Origin of the sequence: Nocardia sp. NPDC005825 (assembly GCF_040630175.1) — a bacterium.
GTDB lineage: Bacteria > Actinomycetota > Actinomycetes > Mycobacteriales > Mycobacteriaceae > Nocardia.
This window is the reverse complement of record NZ_JBEXXC010000004.1, coordinates 269,724-286,771: the sequence shown is the minus strand read 5'-3', so window position 1 is coordinate 286,771 and position 17,048 is coordinate 269,724. Positions and strand designations below refer to the sequence as shown.

At 69.2% G+C, this 17,048-nt stretch carries 18 protein-coding genes and 1 other RNA gene; 18 read left to right on the top strand and 1 reads right to left on the bottom strand.

The annotated features are described in order from the left end of the window. Positions 1–100: 100 nt before the first annotated feature. Positions 101–195, top strand: an RNA gene (gene ffs, locus ABZ382_RS13570) — signal recognition particle sRNA small type. Positions 196–336: 141 nt separating this feature from the next. Beyond that, positions 337–1,626, top strand: coding sequence for an aminotransferase class I/II-fold pyridoxal phosphate-dependent enzyme (locus tag ABZ382_RS13565; protein WP_357087969.1), 1,290 nt, complete (start codon positions 337–339; stop codon positions 1,624–1,626). A 56-nt stretch (positions 1,627–1,682) separates the two neighbouring features. On the opposite strand, the gene ABZ382_RS13560 is transcribed toward ABZ382_RS13565, so the two are convergent. Further along, positions 1,683–2,501 carry a methyltransferase domain-containing protein gene (locus ABZ382_RS13560; protein WP_357087966.1) on the bottom strand — a complete coding sequence of 273 codons (819 nt, stop codon included), beginning with the start codon at positions 2,499–2,501 and terminating at the stop codon, positions 1,683–1,685. Positions 2,502–2,600: 99 nt separating this feature from the next. Between ABZ382_RS13560 and ABZ382_RS13555 the strand changes: the two genes are divergently transcribed. The 16 genes from ABZ382_RS13555 (at position 2,601) to ABZ382_RS13480 (ending at position 17,038) form a co-directional block, all read left to right on the top strand. Continuing rightward, the gene (locus tag ABZ382_RS13555) at positions 2,601–3,176 is read left to right on the top strand and encodes an HhH-GPD-type base excision DNA repair protein (protein WP_357088749.1); all 576 of its coding nucleotides are present in this window, start codon (positions 2,601–2,603) and stop codon (positions 3,174–3,176) included. 116 nt (positions 3,177–3,292) lie between these two features. Next, positions 3,293–3,991 carry a hypothetical protein gene (locus ABZ382_RS13550; RefSeq protein WP_357087965.1) on the top strand — a complete coding sequence of 233 codons (699 nt, stop codon included), beginning with the start codon at positions 3,293–3,295 and terminating at the stop codon, positions 3,989–3,991. Positions 3,992–4,147: 156 nt separating this feature from the next. Continuing rightward, positions 4,148–4,867, top strand: coding sequence for a hypothetical protein (locus ABZ382_RS13545; RefSeq protein ID WP_357087962.1), 720 nt, complete (start codon positions 4,148–4,150; stop codon positions 4,865–4,867). Between the two features lie 205 nt (positions 4,868–5,072). Then, positions 5,073–5,786, top strand: a complete 714-nt coding sequence (locus ABZ382_RS13540) for a hypothetical protein (RefSeq protein WP_357087959.1) — start codon at positions 5,073–5,075, stop codon at positions 5,784–5,786. A gap of 112 nt (positions 5,787–5,898) precedes the next feature. Beyond that, positions 5,899–6,447 carry a flavin reductase family protein gene (locus ABZ382_RS13535; RefSeq protein ID WP_357087956.1) on the top strand — a complete coding sequence of 183 codons (549 nt, stop codon included), beginning with the start codon at positions 5,899–5,901 and terminating at the stop codon, positions 6,445–6,447. A gap of 46 nt (positions 6,448–6,493) precedes the next feature. Further along, complete coding sequence (locus ABZ382_RS13530; protein ID WP_357087953.1) at positions 6,494–7,375, top strand: amino acid ABC transporter permease; 882 nt, start codon at positions 6,494–6,496, stop codon at positions 7,373–7,375. Next, on the top strand, positions 7,368–8,132 hold the full coding sequence (locus ABZ382_RS13525) for an amino acid ABC transporter ATP-binding protein (protein WP_357087951.1): 765 nt from the start codon (positions 7,368–7,370) through the stop codon (positions 8,130–8,132). The genes ABZ382_RS13530 and ABZ382_RS13525 overlap by 8 nt, the downstream gene beginning before the upstream one ends. Before the next feature lie 25 nt (positions 8,133–8,157). Beyond that, positions 8,158–9,144 carry an ABC transporter substrate-binding protein gene (locus ABZ382_RS13520; protein WP_357087948.1) on the top strand — a complete coding sequence of 329 codons (987 nt, stop codon included), beginning with the start codon at positions 8,158–8,160 and terminating at the stop codon, positions 9,142–9,144. Continuing rightward, the gene (locus tag ABZ382_RS13515) at positions 9,141–9,644 is read left to right on the top strand and encodes a GNAT family N-acetyltransferase (RefSeq protein WP_357087946.1); all 504 of its coding nucleotides are present in this window, start codon (positions 9,141–9,143) and stop codon (positions 9,642–9,644) included. Before ABZ382_RS13520 ends, ABZ382_RS13515 begins: the two co-directional genes overlap by 4 nt. Next, a complete protein-coding gene (locus tag ABZ382_RS13510) occupies positions 9,641–10,711 on the top strand; it encodes an LLM class flavin-dependent oxidoreductase (RefSeq protein WP_357087943.1) in 1,071 nt (356 codons plus the stop codon). Before ABZ382_RS13515 ends, ABZ382_RS13510 begins: the two co-directional genes overlap by 4 nt. Next, entirely contained in the window at positions 10,708–12,342 is a 1,635-nt protein-coding gene (locus ABZ382_RS13505) for an ABC transporter substrate-binding protein (RefSeq protein ID WP_357087941.1), read from the top strand. The genes ABZ382_RS13510 and ABZ382_RS13505 overlap by 4 nt, the downstream gene beginning before the upstream one ends. A 4-nt stretch (positions 12,343–12,346) precedes the next feature. Next, the gene (locus ABZ382_RS13500) at positions 12,347–13,306 is read left to right on the top strand and encodes an ABC transporter permease (protein WP_357087939.1); all 960 of its coding nucleotides are present in this window, start codon (positions 12,347–12,349) and stop codon (positions 13,304–13,306) included. Beyond that, a complete protein-coding gene (locus ABZ382_RS13495) occupies positions 13,299–13,472 on the top strand; it encodes a hypothetical protein (RefSeq protein WP_357087937.1) in 174 nt (57 codons plus the stop codon). Before ABZ382_RS13500 ends, ABZ382_RS13495 begins: the two co-directional genes overlap by 8 nt. Next, positions 13,465–14,343 carry an ABC transporter permease gene (locus ABZ382_RS13490; protein WP_357087934.1) on the top strand — a complete coding sequence of 293 codons (879 nt, stop codon included), beginning with the start codon at positions 13,465–13,467 and terminating at the stop codon, positions 14,341–14,343. The genes ABZ382_RS13495 and ABZ382_RS13490 overlap by 8 nt, the downstream gene beginning before the upstream one ends. Further along, positions 14,340–15,962, top strand: a complete 1,623-nt coding sequence (locus tag ABZ382_RS13485; RefSeq protein WP_357087931.1) for an ABC transporter ATP-binding protein — start codon at positions 14,340–14,342, stop codon at positions 15,960–15,962. Before ABZ382_RS13490 ends, ABZ382_RS13485 begins: the two co-directional genes overlap by 4 nt. Beyond that, positions 15,962–17,038: an LLM class flavin-dependent oxidoreductase gene (locus ABZ382_RS13480; RefSeq protein ID WP_357087928.1), complete on the top strand. Its 1,077-nt coding sequence runs from the start codon at positions 15,962–15,964 to the stop codon at positions 17,036–17,038. The genes ABZ382_RS13485 and ABZ382_RS13480 overlap by 1 nt, the downstream gene beginning before the upstream one ends. The last annotated feature ends 10 nt before the right edge of the window (positions 17,039–17,048 follow it).

The window sequence follows — 17,048 nt, the reverse complement described above, 5'->3', positions numbered from 1 at the left end:
ATCGTCTCTACCCCTCCGGAAAATCGCGGGCGACCCCGCATATCGCAGGCATCGTATCGACCCCGGGCGGCACCGGGCGCGGTGAGCCGCTACACTGGCCGACGGATCCAGCGCGGCGCGCATCCTGTGAACTCCCCCAGGGCCGGAAGGCAGCAAGGGTCAACGGGCTCTGCCGGGTGCGCTGGGTCCCCTTTCTTTTTCCGGCCCGGTCGTCGCGGGTGACGGAAGTACAGATATCCCTGCCGAATCGGCGACGCCGCCTAGTAACCTGGGCGGTTGGGTTCGCGGTGCGCGCAACCCTGGACAAACATCCCACGCCATTGGAAGGGCGCTCAGATGCCTCGGCAGACGCAATTCGGTTTGATGAGCCATGCGGAACTCGTGACGGAACACGAGACGCAGACCGCGAACTACGCGAAGCTCAAGACCGAGAAGCTGACGCTGGACATTACGAGGGGTAAGCCATCGCCCGAGCAGCTGGACCTCTCGCAGGGACTCCTGGAGCTGCCGGGCGCCGCCGACTACCGTGACGCCAACGGCACCGATGTCCGCAATTACGGTGGCCTGCACGGCCTGCCGGAGCTGCGCGCGATCTTCTCCGAACTGCTCGGCATCCCGGTGTCGAATCTGCTGGCCGGCAACAACGCCAGCCTGGAGATGATGCACGACCTGCTGGTGTTCGCCATGCTGCACGGGACCGCGGATTCGGAGCGCCGCTGGGCGGACGAACCGGTGCTCAAGTTCCTGTGCCCGGTACCGGGTTACGACCGGCACTTCGCGATCACCGAGTCGCTCGGCTTCGAGATGATCCCGATCCCGATGAAGAACGACGGCCCCGACACCCACCTGATCGCGGAGCTGGTCGCGTCCGACCCGAGCATCAAGGGTCTGTGGGCGGTGCCCAACTACTCCAACCCGACCGGCGTCACGTTCTCCGAAGCCGTTACCCGCGAACTGGTTTCGATGCCGACCGCGGCTCCGGACTTCCGCCTGTTCTGGGACAACGCCTACGCGGTGCACCCGCTCACCGACACCGCCGAGCCGGTGCTGGACGTGCTGGGCCTGGCCGCTGCGGCCGGCAACCCGAACCGGCCGTTCGTGCTGGCCTCCACCTCGAAGATCACCTTCGCGGGTTCGGGCGTGAGCTTCTTCGGCTCCTCCACCGCGAATGTGGAGTGGTACCTGAAGCACCTGGGCAAGAAGACCATCGGCCCGGACAAGGTGAACCAGCTGCGGCACCTGCGCTTCTTCGGCGACGCCGAGGGCGTGCGGGAGCACATGCAGAAGCACCGCGCCGTCCTGGAGCCGAAATTCAAACTGGTGCTGCGGATTCTGGAGGACCGGCTGGGCGCGTCGAAGGTGGCGTCCTGGACCGAGCCCAAGGGCGGCTACTTCATCAGCCTCGACGTGCTGGAGGGGACCGCCAGCAAGGTGGTGGCGCTGGCCAAGGACGCGGGCATCGCGCTCACCCCGGCCGGTTCGTCCTACCCGTACGGAAAGGACCCGGAGGACAAGAACATTCGCATCGCGCCCAGCTTCCCGTCCCTCGGTGAGCTGGAGAAGGCGATGGACGGCCTGGCCACCTGCGTGCTCCTGGCCGCCTCCGAGAAGCTCATGAGCCTCTAGGATCGACGAAGAAGCGGCGCGTACCCGAAAGGGTGCGCGCCGCTTGCGTTCTCGGGTCAGTTCGGCTTGTGCGCCAGCACCGCGAAGATGGTCACCGACAGGTGGATGTCGCCGCTGGCGGCGCCGGCCTCCAGGTCGGCGAGCAGCTGATCGCGCTGCGGCTCGCTGATCGAGCCCCGCGCCACCGCCCGATCGGCGACCCGGGCGACCAGTGCGCCCGCGCCGACGCTGCCGTCCTGGATCAGGGCGTGCGAGCCGATGTCGTCGACGACCAGTCCGGCCGCGGCCAGCTGCCCCGGCAGCCGGCGGCCCGCGAACGGGTTGGTGGTGCCCGCGATCATGGTCTCGATCACCTCGTGCACCACGTGCCGGTCGCCCGGGTGCACGATGGCCGAGCCCCAGTCGGTGTCCATCACCACGACCCGACCGCCGGGCCGCAGCACGCGGGCGATCTCCCCGACCGCGCGGGCGGGCGCGGTGAGGTGCTGGAAGACGCGTTCGCACAGCGCCACGTCGAAGCTCTCGCTGCCGACGGGCAGGCCGTAGGCGTCGCCGCTGACGAAGGTGGCGGTGGAGCCGGCCTGGGCGGCGCGGCGTTCGGCGGCGGCCAGCAGGGTCGGGTCGGGCTCGACGCCGAGCGCGGTGCCGGTCGGCCCGACCAGCTCGGCCAGGGTCAGCACCTCCGACCCGGCACCGGAGCCGATGTCGACGGCGCTCTCGCCGGGGCGGGTGGCCAGGGCCTCGTGGGCCCAGGCCCGCAGGCGCCGGATGCCCGGCAGCGCTGCCTGTAGATCGTGGACGTCGACGAGCTGGTCCTGTCCGTCACGGTCGAAACGGTCCGGTCGCAGTCCTGAGTCCGCACCAGGTTGCGGCACGGTTCGCACTGAAGAATTAGCCATGGTGTCGGGCATATGCCGAGCCTAGTCGTGACCCGCGTCACCGCAACGCAAGATGAATGGGATGATCGATGCATGGTGAGCCGCACGCTGTGTATTGCGCAGGAATCCGATGCCGACGAGCTGCTTTCGACCGATGATTTCGCCCTGTTGGTCGGGATGATGCTCGATCAGCAGTTTCCGATGGAACACGCATTCCGTGGCCCGTGGAAACTGGCCGACCGCATGGGCGGCTTCGATATCCACCGGATCGCCGCCGCCGATCCCGCGGAATTCGAGGAGCTGGCCGCCACGCCGCCGGCCATTCACCGCTACGGCCGCTCGATGGGGCGGCGGGTCCAGGAGCTGGCCCAGTACATTCTGGACAACTACGGCGGCAATACCGCGGGCCTGTGGACCGACGGCGACCCGGACGGCAAGGAAGTCCTGAAACGGCTCAAGAAGCTGCCCGGTTTCGGTGACCAGAAGGCCCGGATCTTCCTCGCTCTGCTGGGCAAACAGCGTGGTCTGGCCGCCGCGGGCTGGCGTGAGGCGGCCGGCGCGTACGGCGAGGACGGCTCCCGCCGCTCGGTCGCCGACGTCACCGACGCCGAATCCCTCACCCAGGTACGGGAATTCAAGAAGCAGGCCAAGGCGGCCGCCAAGGCGAAGTAATCTCCCTCACTTCCACGGCATCGAATCAAGCTGGTTTTTAACCTCCAGTTTCACAGGAGGTTCACAGATGCTTGCCGCCGACAGTTCAGTTCTCGGCAGTGGAAGCAGTAAAGAAAATGAAGATGAGGGAATTCGCCGGGATCGCGGCATTGCTGGTCGCGGCGACGGGGGTCACCGCCGGCACCGCGTACGCCGGTCCGGCCAAGACCGACGACGGCACGATCAACTACACGTCCCAGGTCACCGAGCAGGGCAACACGGTGGTCAGCACCGACGCCGGTTCGCTGGTCGTCGAGGACGGCGCGCTGAAGGTCAAGGCGGCGAATGGAATCACCGTCGCCGGCACCGAATTGAAGTTCCGGATCGACGATTTCGAGTTCCCGATCGCGGCGCAGATCAGCGACCGCACCGCCACCCTGACGCCGCAGGCCGACCTGGCGCACGCGGTGTACAAGCCGGTCGCGCTGCCCTACGAGGATCAGGCGCCGTGGAAGACCCAGTACGACCGTGAGTTGGCCGCCTGGAACCGTTTGACCAGCACCATTTCCGCGGGCGCGACCATCGGCACCGTGGTCGGCGGCCTCGGCGGCGCGGCACTCGGCTGCGTCCTGGGCGGTGTCGCCTTCGCGACGGCGACGGCCCCGCTGGCCACGCTGTTCGGCGTCGGACCGCTGGCGGGTTGCTTGATCGGAGCCAGCACGGTCGGCTTCCTGGGCACGATCGGCGGTCAATTGCTGGTGACCGCACCGATCGCGATCGCGGCTGCGGTGCAGTACTTCACGACTATCAATCAGCCGTTTACCGCGCCCAAGTAGACATTTTCGGCAACCGATGGGCAAAGGTTCACCGCGCCGGAACCCCACTGCCATGTGGTGTTTGTGAAGGCCGGTTTCCATCACTGGGCCCCGGGGATACACCTGACCTTGTTTCCCCGGGGCGCACTGCTCATCTCAAGAGGGATTTTCGAACACATGCGTCTCAAGAACTTCACCGCGGTTTCCGCGCTGGTTATCGCCGCCCTGGGCGTCACCGCCGGCACTGTGAACGCCGCGCCCGCCGCCGACAACAACGGCGCGATCAACTACACCGCCACCAACTCCGAGACCAACACCATCATCCGCACGGATGCCGGTTCCATGGTCGTCGAGAACGGCAACTTCGTCATCAAGGCCGCCAACGGCAATGTCGTCGCCGGCATGCCGCTGAAGGTGCGCGTGGACGACTTCGAGTTCCCGATCGCGGCGGAGATCTCCGACCACACCGCGACCCTGACCCCGCAGTACGACATGGACCACGCCACCTACGCGCCGGTCGCCAAGGATGTCGCCCTCCCCTACGAGGACCAGGCTCCGTGGAAGTCGGACTACGACCGTGAGCAGGCCGCCTGGAACCGCATGAAGGACACCATCTCCCTGGGCGCCACTGTCGCGACCCTGGTCGGTGGCCTGGGCGCCGCGGCCATCGGCTGCGTCCTCGGCTTCGGTGTCGCCGGTCTGGCTTCGGCCCCGCTGGCCGCCCTGTTCGGCGCCGGTCCGGTCATCGGCTGCCTCGTCGGCGCCGCCACCGTCGGCTTCCTGGGCACCATCGCGGGTCAGCTGCTGATCACCGCGCCGGTCGCCATCGCCGCCGCGATCCAGTACTTCACCACCATCAACCAGCCGCACATCGCCGCTCCGGCTCCGGCCAAGTAATACTCGGTCCGAGTAAAGAGCAAGGGGCACAACAGGCATCAGCGATCACCTCATCGGGACAGCCCGCTCGGTCATTCGGCCGGGCGGGTTTCGCAATTCGGGAGAGTTCACCGTTTGAGCACCCGCGCGACATATTTCGTTCGCGTCGGCCCGTTTCGATCATGCGGTCCAACTACGCGGACTGCCTGATGAGGAAAACCGAGAAATGCGCTTCAAGACTTTCGCCGTGACCGCGGCCCTGCTGTCCGCTGCCATGGGCGTCACCGCCGGTACCGTCAACGCCGCTCCGGCCGCTGACAACGGCGTGATCAATTACACCGCAACCACTTCCGAGACCAACAGCGTCATCCGGACCGATTCCGGTTCGCTGGTCGTCGAGAACGGCGTCTTCAAGATCAAGGCCGTCGACGGCACCGTCGTGGCCGGTATGCCGCTGAACTTCCGCGTGAACGACTTCGAGTTCCCGATCGCCGCGGAGATCTCCGACCACACCGCGACCCTGACCCCGCAGTACGACATGGACCACGCGACCTACAAGCCGGTCGCCGAGGCCAAGGACGTCAACCTGCCCTACGAGGACCAGGCTCCGTGGAAGTCGGACTACGACCGTGAGCAGGCCGCCTGGAACCGCATGAAGGACACCATCTCCATGGGCGCCACCATCGGCACCCTGGTCGGCGGCATCGGCGGCGCGGCCGTCGGTTGCGCCATGGGCGCGGTCGTCTTCGCCGCCGCGACGGCTCCGCTGGCCACCATGTTCGGTGTCGGCCCGCTGGCCGGCTGCTTCATCGGCGCGAGCACCGTCGGCTTCCTGGGCACCATCGCGGGCAACCTGCTCGTGACCGCGCCGGTCGCGATCGCCTCCGCCTACAACTACTTCGTCACCATCAACCAGCCCCACCTGGTCGCGCCGAAGTAAGTCGTACAGCACCCCGACCCCCCGTCCGGCACGCGCCGGGCGGGGGGTCGTCGTTGTAATCGGCGTGAGCCCAATCCTGTCGCCGCGCCGCGGCCGATGCTGGAGTGGATCGATGGGTGACCTGACCTCGATTCACGGCGCGGCGGCCGCGCTCACTCCGGTCGACGGGACCGATCTCCGGAAGACCTTCGCGCACTTCCCCAGCGGGGTGGTGGCGCTCTGTGCCCGGCTGGGCGGTACGCCGCACGGGCTGGTGGCGAGCACTTTCGTGCCGGTATCGCTGGATCCGCCGCTGGTGTCGGTGTGCATTCAATACTCGTCGGAGACCTGGCCGCGGCTGGAGCAGGCGAGCCGATTGGGGCTGAGTCTGCTCAGCAGCGACCAGGAGGGCGCGGCGCGCGGTCTGAGCTCCAAACGCGGGGACCGGTTCCGGGATGTGGAGCTGCGGGGAGGCAACGGCAATGCCGCGTTCGTGGCGGGGGCGGCGGCCTGGCTGGAAACCTCGGTGTACGAGCAGGTTCCGGCGGGCGATCACGCCGTGGTGCTGCTGCGGGTGCACCGGGTGAGCGTCAGCCCGGAGTCGGAGCCCCTGGTCTTCCATCGCAGTGATTTCCGCGCACTTTCCGGGAAATCGGTTGAGGCGCAATTGAATTCAGCCTGAGCCGGACCGGCGACAGCGTGCGCCGGGCTTCGTATCGTCGGTGTCCATGAGCACCCTGGCGGTATCCGCGCAGACGGTGGCGGCCACCGGAGCCGAGGACGGAGATCTGCCCGTCGTCCGCACCCGCCACCCCTGGCGCTGGGTCACGGGGGCGGTCGCGCTGGTGCTGGTCGCGCAGTTCGCGCACGGGCTGATCACCAATCCGGGCTGGGACTGGGGCACGTTCGCGCGGTACATCACCGCGAAATCGGTGTTGTCGGCGCTGAAAGTGACCCTGGAGCTGACTTTCTGGGGCACCCTGCTCGGGTTCTTCCTCGGCGTCTGGCTGGCAGTCGGCCGCCTGTCGAAGAATCCGGTGCTGAAAGCGATCGCGTGGACCTATGTCTGGGCGTTCCGCTCGATTCCGCTGATCGTGCAGCTGCTGTTCTGGTTCAACCTGGCTTATCTGTACAAGACGCTGTCGCTGGGAATTCCTTTCGGCCCCGAGTTCGTGCGTTTTCAGACCAATGGCGTGATCAGCGGATTCAGTGCGGCTGTCATCGGTTTGGCGTTGCATCAGGCGGCGTATTCGGCGGAGATCATCCGGGCCGGCATCATCTCGGTGGACGCCGGGCAATGGGAGGCGGCGCGGTCGCTCGGGCTGCCGTGGCGGCGGCAATTCTTCACCATCATCGGGCCGCAGGCCATGCGCGGAATTTTGCCGAATGCCGCCAATGAGGTGATCAGTCTCTTCAAGGGCACCTCGATCGTCTCGACCATGGCGATCGCCGAGTTGTTCTATCAGGTCCAGGTGATCTACGGCCGCAACGGCCGCGTGGTGCCGATGCTGATGGTGGCGACCGCCTGGTACATCCTGCTGACCACGGTGCTCAGCGTCATTCAGTTCTATATCGAACGGCGCTTCGCGAGAGGGACCGGCGATGAGTGAATACGCGATCGAATTGCGCGGCATCCGAAAGTCTTTCGGCCGCACCGAGGTGTTGTCCGGCATCGATCTGACGGTCCGTCCCGGCGAGGTCACGGTCATATTGGGCCCGTCGGGTTCGGGTAAGTCCACCCTGCTGCGCACCATCAATCACCTCGAACAGGTGGACGCCGGTACCGTGCGCGTGGGCGGCGAGCTGGTCGGTTACCGCCGCAAGGGCCGCAAGCTCTACGAACTGCGGGAGCGCGACATTCTGCGGCAGCGGGCGCGCATCGGTTTCGTGTTCCAGAACTTCAATCTCTTTCCGCACCTGACGGTCCGGGAGAACGTCGCGCTGGCGCCGGTGGCCGCTCAGCGGCGCGCCAAGGCCGAGGTGAACGCCGAGGCGCTCGATCTGCTGGCGCGAGTCGGCCTGGCGGACAAGGCCGATGAGTACCCCAGCCGCCTGTCCGGCGGGCAGCGGCAGCGCGTCGCCATCGCACGGGCGCTGGCGCTGCGGCCGGAGGTGGTGCTGTTCGACGAGCCCACCTCGGCGCTGGATCCGGAGCTGGTCGGCGAGGTGCTCGAGGTGATCCGGGATCTCGCGGGCGCCGGCTCGACCCTGGTGATCGTCACCCACGAGGTCGGTTTCGCCCGCGAGATCGCCGACACCGTGGTGCTGATGGACGCCGGCCGCATCGTCGAGCAGGGCCCGCCCGCGCAGGTGCTCGATGCCCCGTCTCATCCGCGCACCAAAGCCTTTCTCGCACACGTCCTCTGACCGATCGACCACGAAGGAACCTCCCATGCCTCAGGCGCACCGTCGCAGACGGATCACCGCACTCGCCGCGCTCACCGTGCTCGGCCTGTTCGCGGCGAGCGCCTGTGGCAAGGACGGCGACAGCGACGCTCCCGCCTCCAATACCGTCAACGGGCTGAGCTACGACCTGTCTCCGGCGCAGTCCGGCCGGGTGCACGCCGCCAAGGTGGACGCGCTCGCGGCGCAGCTGCCGGCCGCCGTGCGGGATCGCGGGACGCTGGTGGTCACCGGATCGGTCGGCGCGACACCGCCGCTGCGCTTCTACGCCACCGACGATCGCACCCCCATCGGTTCCGACGCCGACATCTCCTACCTGCTCGCCGACCTGCTCGGCCTGAAAGTGGAGACCCGCATCGGGGACTGGGCGCAGAACTTCGTGAAGGTCGACTCGGGTGAGGCGGATGTCTTCATCAGCAATGTCACCGTCACCGAGGAGCGCAAGGAGAAGTACGACTTCGCCACCTACCGCCTGGACAATATCGCGCTGGAAGTGCCCAAGGACGCGACCTGGACCTATCAGGACCGGAAGTCGCTGGCGGGCAAGACGATCGGCGTGGGAACCGCCACCAACCAGGAGCAGCTGCTGGTGAAGTGGAACGAGGACAATATCGCCGCGGGCTTGCCCAAGATCGATATCGCCTACTACGAGAAGACCAGCGACTACTACCTGGCGCTGTCCTCGGGCCGATTGGACGGCTACCTCGGCCCCAACCCGTCGGCGCAGTATCACGCCGCCTCGGCCGGCCAGACCAAGGTGGTCACCACCCTCTCCGGCGCCGGCGACGCGCTCCAGGCCGAGATCGGGGTGCTCACCAAGAAGGACAACGGCCTGGCCGGTCCGCTGCGGGCCGCCATCCAGTACGCCATCGACAACGGGCTCTACAAGCAGGTGCTGGACCGCTGGGGCCTGGGCGGCGAGGCCGTGCCGCAGTCGCGGATCAATCCGCCCGGACTGCCCAAGAAGAAGGGATGAGCATGTCGCGCAGGGTTTTCCACGTCGGGCAACACGATCCCCTGGCCGCGCCGCTGCTGGCGGAGCTGGCCATCGAGTACAGCAGCCGGTACGGCGGGACGCCGGGGGAGGTGCACGCGGATCTGACCGGGTATTCGGCCAGTCACTTCGCTCCTCCACAGGGGGACCTGTTGATAGTTGTGGATAACGGGGAAACGGTGGCGGGCGGGGCCTTCCAGCGATACGACGCCGAGACCGCCGAGCTCAAGCGGATCTGGACGGCCGCCGAGCATCGGCGAAAAGGGCTGGGGCGCTTCGTTCTCGATCAGCTGGAAGCCGAGATCGCGCGGCGCGGCTACACGCGCATCTACCTGACCACGGGGCCGCGGCAGCCGGAGGCCGTCGCTCTGTACACGGCGGCCGGATACACCGCACTGCCGCGTGACGTTCGCAAGGAAGTCGGCTACGTGCACCCGTTCGAGAAGTTCATCGCGGCCGGAGAGCAGGCGATCCCGGCATGAAATTCCTGCTGCTGACCTTGATCACGCACACTCCGGACCCGGTGACCGGCGGCACCGAGTCACCCCGGCAGCGGTTGCGACGGGTCGTCGACAGCGCGCGCCTGGCCGAGGAGCTCGGTTACGACGGCTTCGCGGTGGGGGAGCGGCACGAGGATCCGTTCATCTCCGCGGCTCCGCCGGTGGTGCTCAGCCATCTCGCGGCCGTCACCTCGCGGCTGGCGCTGTTCACCGGTGTCACCACGCTCAGCCTGCTGGATCCGGTGCGCGCCTTCGAGGACTACTCGACGCTGGACAATCTCTCCGACGGCCGGCTGGAACTGATCATCGGGAAGGGCAACGGCGCGGCGCAGGCGAAGCTGTTCCACGTCACCACCGACGACCAGTGGGATCGCAATCGCGAAGGCTACGAACTGTTCCGGAAGCTGTGGGACAGCGACAGCGTCACCTGGTCGGGCCGGTTCCGGCCAGCGCTGACCGAGGCCAAGGCGCTGCCCCGGCCGTTGCAGCCGCGGCTGCGCATCTGGCACGGCAGCGCCACCAGTCGGGAATCCGCGGATTACGCGGCGCTGCACGGGGATCCGCTGTTCTCCGCGAACGTCACCTACCCGATCGAGCCGTACGCCGAACTGATCGACCACTACCGGGAACGCTGGGCGGCCTATGGCCACGACCCGGCCGAGGCGCTGGTGGGCGCGGGCACGGCGGGGTTCCTGGTGACCCGGACCTCGCAGGAGGCGCTCGACCGGTATCGACCGGTCTTCGAGGCCCGGCAGGCGGTGGCGCGGAAGTTCGACGTGCCCATCGTGTTCGACTCCGTCGAGGACTTCGCGGCCCGGTCCTCGGCGCTCATCGGCAGCCCGGAACAGGTGCTGGACAAAGTGAGCCGGTATCACGAGCGATTCGGCCACGAGGTCATCCACCTCAGTGCGGACGCGGACGGCCGGACCGCGGCCGAGCACCGCGACAGCCTCGAACTGTTCCAGGCCGAGGTCGCTCCCGAACTGCGCCGCCGCATTCCGAGCCGGCCGCTCGGCGCCGACCGTTACCCCGCTGGAGATCCCCGATGACCCGTTCCCTGCTCGCACGCACCACCCGCCCCGTGGCCCTGGCGGGCGTGTTCGCCGCCGCCGTCACGCTCGCCGGGTGCGGCGGCGGGGACGCCGCCACCGGCAGTGGTGAGCCGTCGGGCCCGCCACAGGCGGGCGGCACCCTCCGCTACGGCCTGTCCTCGGCCCCGACCTGCTCCGATCCCGCGCAGTCGTCGACCAACCAGACGATCTACGTGACCCGGCAGGTGGTGGACTCGCTGGTCGATCAGGACCCGGAGACCGGTCAGCTGAAGCCGTGGCTGGCCGACACCTGGACCGTCTCCCCGGACGCCAGGTCGTTCACCTTCCATCTGCGCGACGGCGTCTCCTTCAGCGACGGCACGCCGCTCACCGCGGACTCGGTGCGCCGGAACTTCGATTCGATCGTCGCGCTGGGCGGTGCGAAGGCGCCGCTGGCCGCGAGTTACCTGGCCGGGTACGCGGGCAGCACGGTGCTGGATCCGCGCACCGTGCGGGTGGACTTCGCCGGTCCGAACGCCCAGTTCCTGCAGGCGACCTCGACCCCGCAGCTGGGCATCCAGTCCGAGGCCACCGTCGCCAAAGCCGCCGACGAGCGGTGCCTGGGGACCAATATCGGCAGCGGCCCGTTCACCTACGCGGAGTGGAAGCAGAACGCCTCCGCCACCCTGGTCAAGCGGGCCGGGTATGCGTGGGGCTCCGCGGTTTTCGCCACCCAGGGCGAGGCGCATCTGGACAAGATCGTGTTCACCGTGGTCCCCGAATCCGGGGTGCGGACCGGCAGTCTGGCCTCCGGCCAGCTCGACGCCATCAGCGACGCGCTGCCGCAGGACGTGGCGCAGATCGAGGGCGGCGGCGGTCGCGTGCAGTTCACCGCCAACCCGGGCGTCCCGTTCGGCTTGCAGGCCAATGTGACCCGGGGCGTGCTGCGCGATCCGGCGGTCCGGGCGGCGCTGCTGCCCGCCATCAACCGCAAGGAACTGGTGGACACCGTGCTTGGGCCGCAGTTCAAGACGGCCAGCAGTGTGCTCGCCTCGAAAACCCCCGGCTATGTGGACCTTTCGGCCCGGGTGAAGTTCGACCCGGACGCGGCGAAGAAGCAACTCGACCAGGCGGGCTGGGTGCCGGGCGCCGACGGTATCCGGGTCAAGGACGGGCAGCGGCTGAGCGCGGGCGTCATCTTCGCCCCCGTGTTCTCGGCCAATCAACCCATTCTCGAGCTGACCCAGCAGCAGTTGCGGGCGGTCGGCTTCGACCTGCGGCTGGAACCGTTGTCGGTGGCGGAATCGGCAGTGCGACAGAACAGCAAGGACTTCGACTTCAACTACTACAACTCGACCCGCGCCGACGGTGACATCCTGCGCACCACCTTCGCGGTTGACCAGCGCAACCTGAACGCCCGCGGCCCCGCCGAACCCCTCGACGCGCTGCTCGCCCAGCAGCTGTCGGCCACCGACCCGGCCGCCCGCGCCCGCATCATCGGCGACGCCCAGACCGCGGTCCTCGACCAGGGCCTGTGGATTCCGACCATCGAACTCTCGCAGGCCATCGGCGTCGGCAAGGCGGTGGCCGGAGTGAAGTTCGAGGCCTCGGCGCGACTGCAGTTCCACGACACCTGGCTGGCGCGGTAAACCCATGGGCCGCTACGTGATCGGACGGGTGCTGCAGGCCATCGGCGTGCTGTGGGCGGCGTTCACGCTGTCCTTCGCCGGGCTGTACCTGCTGCCCGGCGACCCGGTGGCGCTGGCGGCCGACGCGGCCACCGGCACGCCCGTCGACGCCGCGGCGGTCGCGGAGATGCGGGCCCGCTACGGTCTCGACCAGTCGTTGTGGGCCCAGTACTGGACGGCCTTGTCGCACGCGGTGCGCGGCGACCTCGGCCATTCCATCTCCACCGGTCAGACCGTCACCGGGGCGCTGGGCGACGCCCTGCCCTCGACCCTGGCGCTGGCGGCGACCGGGCTGCTGCTGGCCGTGGCGGCCGGCGGGTCGCTGGCCCTGGCGGCCGCGTACACCGAACGCCCCCGGCTGCGCGGGCTGCTCACCTCGCTGCCCGCCATCGGGGCCTCGATGCCGGGCTTCTGGGTGGGATTGCTGCTCCTGCAGCTGTTCTCGTTCCGGTTGAAGCTGGTGCCGGCGTTCGGCGGCACCGGATTCGGCGGGACCATCCTGCCCGCGGTCACCCTGGCCATCCCGGTGGGGGCGGTCATCGCCCAGGTCCTCCACGCGAGCCTGGTCGCGACCTGGCGGCAGCCGTTCGTCGAGGTCGCCTTCGCCAAGGGCGCGTCCCGCTGGTGGGTGCAGCTGCGCCACGTCCTGCGCCCGGCCGCCGCCCCCGCACTGACCGTGTCGGGATTGTGGACCGGCACCGTGCTGGCCGGGGCGGTGGTCACCGAGACGGTGTTCTCCCGGCCGGGCATCGGCCGATTGGCGCAGGAATCCGTACTGCGCCAGGACATTCCGGTGGTTCAGGGCATCGTCGTGTTCGCCGCCCTGGCCTTCGTGACCGTCAATCTGCTCGTGGATCTCGCCTACCCCGTGCTCGACCCCCGTGTGGTGCAAAGGAATTCGACGAAGGAGCGTACTCATGCCTGACCGTTCGCCGACCCCGCCCCGGCATGTGATCCGTGATCTGCGTGCGCGGCTGCGCGCCTACTCGGGCGGCCCGCGTTCGACGCTGCGGGTCATCACCCTGACCCACCCCCTGCTGGACCCGGGCATCGCCTTCTGGGACGCGGACGACGAGTGGTCCGATGTCTGATCTGGCACTCCGGCCCGAGTCCGACCGGACATTCCGACGCGCGGCCCTCGCCGGTGGGACCGCCGCCGCGTCGTGGGCGCGGCGCAATCCGGGAACCGTCGCGGCGGGCGCGGTCGTCGCGGTGGTGTGCGCCTGGGCCGTCGCCCCGGCCGTGTTCGCGAGCGGTGATCCCCTGCGCGGCGTGCCCGCGCAGAAGCTGCGCGGCCCCGGCCTCCAGCACTGGTTCGGCACCGACAATCTCGGACGCGACCTCTACACCCGGGTGGTGCACGGCGCGGCACTGTCATTGAGCGCGACCGTGTTCGCGGTGCTGATCGGGCTGGTCACCGGCGCCTTGATCGGGCTGGTCGCGGGTGCGGCGGGCGGTGTGATCGACACCGCGATCATGCGCGCGGTCGATGTGGTGCTCTCGATTCCCGACATGCTGCTCGCCCTGGCCACCATCACCGTGCTGGGTCTGGGCACCCGCAATGTGGCTATCGCCGTGGGCATCTCGCTGATCGCCAGGTTCGCCCGCGTGATGCGCGGCGAGGTGCTGCGGGTGCGCAACGCGCCGTACGTGGAGGCCGCGTTCGCGTCCGGCGTGCGCTGGCACATCGTGCTGTTCCGCCACATCCTGCGCAATGCGTACGGGCCGGTGGCGGCCTTGGCCGCCGTCGACTTCGGCGTGGTGACCCTGTTCGTGGCGTCGCTGAGCTTCCTCGGCTACGGCGCGGTGCCGCCCACGCCGGAATGGGGCTCGCTGGTGTCCGAGGGCCGCGGCTACCTGGCCACCGCGTGGTGGCTGACCACCCTGCCGGGGCTGGTCATCGTCGTGCTGGTGCTGTCCACCCAGCGGATCGCCCGCGCCGTGCAGAAGGAGGCCCGATGACCGAGCTGTTGAACATCGAGGGGCTACAGGTCGAGTATCGGGGCCGCGGCGGAGCGACACCGGCCGTGCGCGGCGTCTCGCTCCAGGTCCGGCGCGGGGAGACGCTCGCGCTGGTGGGTGAATCCGGTTCGGGCAAATCCACTCTCGCGCACGCCGTGATCGGGTTGCTGCAGGGTGGCGTGATCACCGACGGGGAGATCATCTTCGACGGAGAGCGGATCGACCGGGCGTCTCCGCGCGCGTTGCAACGGATTCGGGGCGCGCGCATCGGACTGGTCCCTCAGGATCCGGGCACCTCGCTCAATCCGGTCCTGCGCATCGGACGGCAGGTGGCGGAGGTGCTGCGCATTCACGGCCGGGCCGATCGCCGCACCGCCGACCTCGAGGCGGTCGAGATCCTCGAGCAGGCCGGGCTGGACCGCCCCGAGCTGCGGGCGCGCCAGTATCCCCAGGATCTGTCGGGCGGACAGCGGCAGCGGGTACTGATCGGGATCGCGTTGGCCTGTGGGCCCGAACTGGTGATCGCCGATGAGCCGACCAGCGCGCTGGACGTCACCGTGCAACGCCGCATTCTCGACCTACTGGCCGCGCGGACCGCGGAATCGGGGACGGCGGTGCTGCTCATCACCCACGACCTGGCCGTCGCGGCCGAACGGGCGGACCGCATCGCGGTGATGCGGGACGGCCTGATCGTCGAGACCGGCACGGCGGCGGAGGTATTGGGCAATCCACAGCACGAGTACACCCGGCGGTTGATCGCCGCCGTACCGAGCCTCGGCGCGGATCAGCCCGCGCGTCCGGTCCGCGAACACGGAACTCCACTGCTGGCGGCGACCGGTCTGCGCAAGTCCTTCCGCGTCACCCGGGATTTCACCGTCGACGCGGTGAACGACGTGTCCTTGGCGGTCCATCGCGGTGAAACCCTCGCCGTGGTAGGCGAATCCGGCTCGGGAAAGTCGACCACGGCCCGCATCATCGCCAGGCTGACCGCGCCCGACGCGGGCACCGTCACGTTCGACGGGCAGGACGTCACCGCCCTGCGCGGTTCGGACCTGCGGGCACTGCGCCGTCGCGTCCAGGTCGTCTACCAGAACCCGTACGTCTCGCTGAACCCGAAGCTGACGGTCGGACGAATCGTGGCGGAACCCTTGCAGGCGTTCGGGATCGGCGATCGGCGCGGACGCCGTGCCGCGGTGGCCGAGCTGCTGGATCAGGTGGCGCTGCCCGCCGCCTTCCTGGATCGCCGCCCGGCGGAGTTGTCGGGTGGGCAGCGGCAGCGGGTCGCCATCGCCCGCGCGCTGGCCCCGCGCCCCGAGCTGCTCGTGCTCGACGAACCGGTCTCGGCCCTGGACGTCTCGGTGCAGGCACAGATCCTCGACCTGCTCGAACGACTCCAGGCCGAACTGGACCTGGCCTACCTGTTCATCTCCCACGACCTGGCCGTGGTCCGTCGCCTGGCCGATCGTGTCGCGGTCATGCGACAGGGCGGCGTCGTCGAAACCGGCGCCACCGCCGAGGTTTTCGACCGACCGCGACACGCCTACACCCGTGAACTACTCGCGGCCGTCCCCCGGGCGGCCACCCCCGATCACCCGCTACCGCTCGAAAGGACAGCCTGATGCCGCATCCGACTCCGCTGCTGCTGGGCCTGGAACTGTCCGGCACCGGCGCGCACCCCGCCTCCTGGCGGCGCGCCGACTCCCGCGCCGAGGACCTCTTCGACGCCCGGTACTGGGTGGACGCGCTGCGCGCCGCCGAGGACGCGGGCATCGAGCTGGCGTTCCTGCCGGACTCCTTCACCCTGCAATCCGCCGGGGCCATCGGCCGCCTGGACGCGGTGGCGGTCGCCGCGCGCGCCGCCGCCGAGACCCGGCGCATCGGCCTGATCCCGCAGGCCTCGGTCACTCACACCGAGCCCTTCCACCTCTCCAAAGCCATTGCCAGCCTGGATTTCGCGGCCGCGGGCCGGGCGGGCTGGGAGGTGGCCGTCGGGGCGGGGGAGGCACGGCTGTTCGGCCGCAAGCCCGAACAGGACGAACGCTCCCGCTGGGCGGAGGCGGACGAGGCGGTCGAGGTGGTGGCCCGGCTGTGGGACAGCTGGGACGACGACGCCGAGATCCGCGACCAGGCCACCGGCCGGTTCATCGACCGCGACCGGCTGCACTACATCGACTTCGCGGGCGAGCACTTCTCGGTGAAGGGACCGTCCATCACCCCGCGCCCGCCGCAGGGGCAGCCGCCGGTCGCGGTGCGCGCCGCCGACCCGCACAGCACCCGCGTCGCCGTGCACCGCGCCGACCTGATCCGGATCGCCGCACCGGATCTCGCGACCGCCGCCGCCACCCGCTCCGAACTGCGGTCCGCCATCGCCGCCGCCGGACGCGATCCCAACCGGGTGCGGGTGCTGCTCGACCTCGACATCCATCTCGCCGACACCGCGGACGCCGCCGCTCTCGAGGTCGCCGAGCTCGAGGACTGGACCGCCTCGCCCGCTCCGTCCACCGTCTTCCACATCGGCACCCCGGCGGAACTGCGCGACATCCTGCGCCGTATCGAAACCGACTGCGCCGCCGACGGTGTGGTGCTGCGTCCGCTGGCGCTCGCCGCCGCCCTGCCGCAGCTGCCCGCCCTCACCCCGACCCTGCGCGAGCGGCTGGGCCTGCCCCGGCCCGCCGGCCGCTACGCCCACGCCTGAGGAGTCACCG

Bases quoted from the DNA above. Each gene is read 5' to 3' on its own strand.
- ABZ382_RS13565 (WP_357087969.1), top strand. From the start codon at position 337: ATGCCTCGGCAGACGCAATTCGGTTTGATGAGCCATGCGGAACTCGTG.
- ABZ382_RS13550 (WP_357087965.1), top strand. From the start codon at position 3,293: ATGAAGATGAGGGAATTCGCCGGGATCGCGGCATTGCTGGTCGCGGCG.
- ABZ382_RS13545 (WP_357087962.1), top strand. From the start codon at position 4,148: ATGCGTCTCAAGAACTTCACCGCGGTTTCCGCGCTGGTTATCGCCGCC.
- ABZ382_RS13540 (WP_357087959.1), top strand. From the start codon at position 5,073: ATGCGCTTCAAGACTTTCGCCGTGACCGCGGCCCTGCTGTCCGCTGCC.
- ABZ382_RS13535 (WP_357087956.1), top strand. From the start codon at position 5,899: ATGGGTGACCTGACCTCGATTCACGGCGCGGCGGCCGCGCTCACTCCG.
- ABZ382_RS13530 (WP_357087953.1), top strand. From the start codon at position 6,494: ATGAGCACCCTGGCGGTATCCGCGCAGACGGTGGCGGCCACCGGAGCC.
- ABZ382_RS13525 (WP_357087951.1), top strand. From the start codon at position 7,368: ATGAGTGAATACGCGATCGAATTGCGCGGCATCCGAAAGTCTTTCGGC.
- ABZ382_RS13520 (WP_357087948.1), top strand. From the start codon at position 8,158: ATGCCTCAGGCGCACCGTCGCAGACGGATCACCGCACTCGCCGCGCTC.
- ABZ382_RS13515 (WP_357087946.1), top strand. From the start codon at position 9,141: ATGAGCATGTCGCGCAGGGTTTTCCACGTCGGGCAACACGATCCCCTG.
- ABZ382_RS13510 (WP_357087943.1), top strand. From the start codon at position 9,641: ATGAAATTCCTGCTGCTGACCTTGATCACGCACACTCCGGACCCGGTG.
- ABZ382_RS13505 (WP_357087941.1), top strand. From the start codon at position 10,708: ATGACCCGTTCCCTGCTCGCACGCACCACCCGCCCCGTGGCCCTGGCG.
- ABZ382_RS13500 (WP_357087939.1), top strand. From the start codon at position 12,347: ATGGGCCGCTACGTGATCGGACGGGTGCTGCAGGCCATCGGCGTGCTG.
- ABZ382_RS13495 (WP_357087937.1), top strand. From the start codon at position 13,299: ATGCCTGACCGTTCGCCGACCCCGCCCCGGCATGTGATCCGTGATCTG.
- ABZ382_RS13490 (WP_357087934.1), top strand. From the start codon at position 13,465: ATGTCTGATCTGGCACTCCGGCCCGAGTCCGACCGGACATTCCGACGC.
- ABZ382_RS13485 (WP_357087931.1), top strand. From the start codon at position 14,340: ATGACCGAGCTGTTGAACATCGAGGGGCTACAGGTCGAGTATCGGGGC.
- ABZ382_RS13480 (WP_357087928.1), top strand. From the start codon at position 15,962: ATGCCGCATCCGACTCCGCTGCTGCTGGGCCTGGAACTGTCCGGCACC.